The organism is Paracoccus albicereus (assembly GCF_024359525.1).
Classification (GTDB): domain Bacteria; phylum Pseudomonadota; class Alphaproteobacteria; order Rhodobacterales; family Rhodobacteraceae; genus Paracoccus; species Paracoccus albicereus.
Window position 1 is genome coordinate 1 of the sequence record NZ_JAKZEU010000015.1, and the last position, 3,496, is coordinate 3,496.

Sequence of the window (3,496 nt, forward strand, 5' to 3'; positions counted from 1 at the left end):
GCGGGTCCGGCGCCGGCACGATCTTCTCGATCAGTCCCCGAAGCGCCTCCTTCGTCTCCTCCATGCCGCCAGGTTCCGTTAGCCCGCTGGCCAATGCGCCGCGGGCGAGATGGGTCGCGGCCATTGACGGGTGGAACAGCACCGGATCTGCAGCGCGCGCGATACTAAGCGCCGCCTCGATCTCCCTGCGCCGCCCGTCCGGTGCCATCATCTCGTCCCTCGCCTGCTCGGCGGGCACGCCCGCCATGATCGAATCGACGAGCTTCGCATGGTCGCCGATGACTGGCCGCTGCGTTCTCCAGGCTCATCCGCTCGCTGTCGCCCACCGCGTTCAGCCGGTTGCGCTCGGCTGTGTATTCCTCGCAGAAGACCCGCACAGCCTCGGGATCCGTCAGATGGTTCTGCAGGGCGTCAAGCACCCGCGCTTTCAAGTCGCTTCGGGCGATGATGCGGGTGTCGGAACAAATGGCCCGGCTCTTGTTGCGGGCGGCCGAGCGGCCGAGGGCATCCTTCGATACCATCGAGAAGCCCGAGCCGCAGCAGCCACATGACATCAGACTACAGAACAAAAACTTCGGCCGGCGCCGGTCTCGGATCGCCGCCAGTGCTCTTCGACCTCAAAGCACCTTGGCGACGGCGTGCGGCCTGCCAGAGCACATCGTCGATGATGCGAAGCTAGGAAAGGTCGGCATTGCTGAAGCACTGGTACTCAACGCAACTGCGCAGAAAACCGGTCTAGCGTTCCTCGGCACCACGCTGGATATCAAGGCGCCGGTGGTGGCGGGAGACACAGTGGAGGTGGAAATCGAAGTGACCGAGGTGCGGCAAGAACGGAGCGGCAGCCGTGGTCTTGTTCGGACCCGCAACATTGTCCGCAATCAGCAGCAGGCTGTGGTGATGATTTATGAGCCACTTCGCCTCATGATGGGTCGCCCCGCAAACGATGACGGGCAATGAGTGCTGAGCGAGCTTAAATTGACTGTCCTGAACAGCGACCGACCGTCGCCAGATCGTTCTCTGCTAAACGGTCCACCGCCGCTCACAGCGGCAGCGACCCCGTCATGCCACTCTCTTCCAGATCCCACCGCGCCGACCATCCGTCCGCGCCGCGCTCGAGCACCAGGTAATTTCGCTCGGCGATATAGCGAGCGGACTTACCGGGCAGTGGCCGGATCCGGATGGGGTGGCCGCTCAGCGGGTCCTCTCCCAGACTGGCCAATGCGCCGAGGAAGCGGGCCCAGCCTTTCGGCGGTGCCCTGTGTGCCACGCCAGACGCCACGAGCTGATTCAGTCGGCGGCCTTGACCCAGATCCATCACCGCGCGAGTCGCAAGATGGATCTCACCCGAGATTGATGTCAGGTCGTTCCCATCATGCTCGACCATGTCGCGCACCAGGCGCAGCAGGCGTCGCCACTCGTCGCGATGCGCCCGGCTCTGCCACTGGTCGCGAAGATCATCCTCGTATTTCTGCATCCGGGGAACGGCGACCATCAGCGTCTCTAGCACCGACAGCCGCGGCCCCAGCAGCGGGACGCTGGACATCAGCAGTGTGTGTCCAGAAGCCCGGCGTGCCGCCTCGGCTTCCATCATTGTCCAGCCCCCTGGTCCCATGATCGCCCTACGGGTCCGTTCCGACCGAAGGTCTGGGGCCAGGATGCGCAGGCCCGGTGCATCGATGCCCCAGCCAAGATGCCGTCCTTCCAAATCGGCGAAGCGGGCGGGCAAGTCGCCGTCGATCGTGGCATGCTGAAAAATCAGACAGCTTTCCCTTGCCGCCGAGAACAGCGTCTGGCCCACCGGAGAAAAGGTTTGCGACCGGCGAAGCGATCCCCATCCATCGCAGATATCGTGGTCGTCCCACTGCATCAGTGATGGCACGCGCGCCGCCAGCCAAGCCAACTCCGGCGCGGAATAGATCGCGGCATATCGATCAAAGAACCGGTGGCGCAAATGGCGGCGCAAATCGGCCAGCGCAGCCTCCGTGGGGGCGGGCGGTGATTTGTCCGGCCAGCCGTCGCTGAGATCGTGCCCTTGGGTGACCTCGTCGGCGTAGATCTGGTCGCCGCCATGAAGCATCAGGGCAAAGGGGCTGCGACGGTGCTCATCGCGTAGCCGCGCCCACATGGCGTTACGCTCGGACCCTTCGCGGTCCATGTCACCAACTTCTTCGCCGTTACAAGAGATATAGGCGAGACGCATGCTTCCCGTCAGGTCGCTTGCAACCGAATAGGTATCCCCGTTCCATGTATAGGATGAGGTCCTGTCTGCGAGCAGGGTGAACCGCGCGCGCCAGACGGTGGCGTGGTCAAAGTCGGTGAGGCGGGTCGGCGTCACCTTGTCCCGCTCCAGCCCGAGAGACGGCGGGGGCGCATCGCCTGCAGGTGTGATGAACAGCGCCGACAAATGCATCCGACTTCCGTCGAGATCGTCGAGGAACAGGATTGGACCGATGGTCGCCGTGATGTGAGAGTGCATCGTTTCGAGCTATTGTGCCACATAACGCAGCGCAATCCAGATCGCGGACTATGTCGACACAATCAAGCGAGGCACGGGCGGCACGATCGCCGCAGGGACGAGCGCTGCTCTACAACGATGGATCAATCACGGTTATCGCATGCTCAACTTTCTCCTTCGAGGAGAGGCGGAAGTTCGTTTGGTTCGCGTTGATCTAGCTCAATTCCGCGACGGGCGTTTCGACTTATGGATGGGTTGGACACCTCTGGAGGAAAGGGCGCCCCATGGATGCTCGAACATTACTCACCGTCGTCGACTGCAACGACAGTCAGTCGGACCTGGACATCGTCTTGCGGTTCGTGGAAGGCAACGAGGTTCATCTCATCGTGCTCGTGGTCGCAATCGCCCCGCGACCGCCGATAAGCGAAGTCGGATATCTTGCGCCGGGCTGGATCGAAGAGCGCGAGCGCCTGGTCGCTCGTCTCAAGCACCAAGTCGAGGAGATGAAGGAGAAGCTGAACAACGCGGGCGTTCCCGGAGAGATCGACAGCGAAATTTTCGAGGTCGGTGCCTTCAACAAACGGCTCAGCCATCGCGCGCAATATGCTGATCTGACCCTGATCGGACCGGGGATCATTGAGGACAAGGAAGTCGGCGGCCATGTGATGAGCGCCGTCCTGTTCGACGCGGAGCGGCCAGTGCTGCTTCTCCCCGCCGGGACGAAAGGTAACCTCAATCCGAAACGGGTGCTCGTTGCCTGGAATTCAACAGTGGAGTCATCGCGAGCGGTGCGCGAGGCCATGGAAATCTTGCAAGGCGCTGAGGCGGTCAACATCACGCTGGTCGACCCCGATGCCAGCGAGAGCATGAACGGCGCCGAACCCGGCGCTGACATCGCCGCCTATCTCGCGCGACATGGGGTCAAGGTCATCGTCGACCGACTTCCAAGCGAGGGAGAGCGGATCGAGAAGGTTCTTGCCCGGCACGCCACCGATCTTGATGCGGACATGATCGTCATGGGCGCGTGGGGCCATTCGCGCT

General features: G+C 62.7%; 3 protein-coding genes and 1 pseudogene. 2 read left to right on the forward strand and 2 right to left on the reverse strand.

The window, feature by feature from the left end:
* A pseudogene (locus tag MLD63_RS17860) lies at nt 1-247 on the reverse strand (recombinase family protein); the annotation flags it as partial.
* Nucleotides 248-465: 218 nt separating this feature from the next.
* On the opposite strand from MLD63_RS17860, the gene MLD63_RS17865 reads away from it, so the two are divergent.
* A complete protein-coding gene (locus MLD63_RS17865; RefSeq protein WP_255331244.1) occupies nt 466-957 on the forward strand; it encodes an FAS1-like dehydratase domain-containing protein in 492 nt (163 codons plus the stop codon).
* An 82-nt stretch (nt 958-1,039) separates the two neighbouring features.
* On the opposite strand, the gene MLD63_RS17870 is transcribed toward MLD63_RS17865, so the two are convergent.
* Nucleotides 1,040-2,476: an alkaline phosphatase D family protein gene (locus MLD63_RS17870; protein ID WP_255331245.1), complete on the reverse strand. Its 1,437-nt coding sequence runs from the start codon at nt 2,474-2,476 to the stop codon at nt 1,040-1,042.
* 338 nt (nt 2,477-2,814) lie between these two features.
* Here MLD63_RS17870 and MLD63_RS17875 point away from each other — a divergent pair.
* A partial coding sequence (locus MLD63_RS17875) for a universal stress protein (RefSeq protein ID WP_255331246.1) occupies nt 2,815-3,496 on the forward strand: 682 nt, incomplete at its 3' end.

Excerpts from the sequence above, each read along its gene's own strand:
- MLD63_RS17865 (WP_255331244.1), top strand. The coding sequence starts at position 466 with ATGGCCCGGCTCTTGTTGCGGGCGGCCGAGCGGCCGAGGGCATCCTTC.
- MLD63_RS17870 (WP_255331245.1), bottom strand. The coding sequence starts at position 2,476 with ATGCACTCTCACATCACGGCGACCATCGGTCCAATCCTGTTCCTCGAC.